The 419-nt window shown below is 68.5% G+C and carries 1 protein-coding gene; it reads right to left on the reverse strand.

From position 1 onward, the window contains the following. On the reverse strand, positions 1–419 hold a 419-nt coding region (locus P0D96_RS48450), incomplete at both ends, for a site-specific integrase (protein ID WP_494478619.1).

Consider the following 419-nt stretch of genomic DNA (forward strand, 5'->3'; position numbering starts at 1 on the left):
CTATGGCGCAGCCAGTGTGCCGACGCCTGCTCGAGGCGGTCCGCGCGCGGCGCATGGTCTTCACCACGTGCGCGCAGGGATTGCGCCGCACCGTTAAAGACATCCTTCACGATCCGGTGCAACGCTGCCCGCGTGAGCGGTTTGCGCGACTGGCCAACCGGCAGCACGAGCGGCGTGTCCTCGCCCGGCGAGGGCAGGGCGGGCAGTCCGCGTGCCCGCCGGTAGGCGCCCAGTTCCGTCATCATTTCCGTGGTGGCCGGCACCAGCCGCTCCTTGCCACCTTTGCCCATCACGTCAAGCCACCAGCGGTCCGTGCCGTTTTCGTCGGCGCGCCGGAAAAACCGTCCCATCGTGTTCGTGCCGACCTCCGTGATGCGCAGACCGCCCAGATAGAGCAGGGTAAAGAGCCAGCGCACGCG

Origin of the sequence: Paraburkholderia sp. RL17-347-BIC-D (genome assembly GCF_046027915.1) — a bacterium.
In the GTDB taxonomy this organism is placed as follows: Bacteria; Pseudomonadota; Gammaproteobacteria; order Burkholderiales; family Burkholderiaceae; genus Paraburkholderia.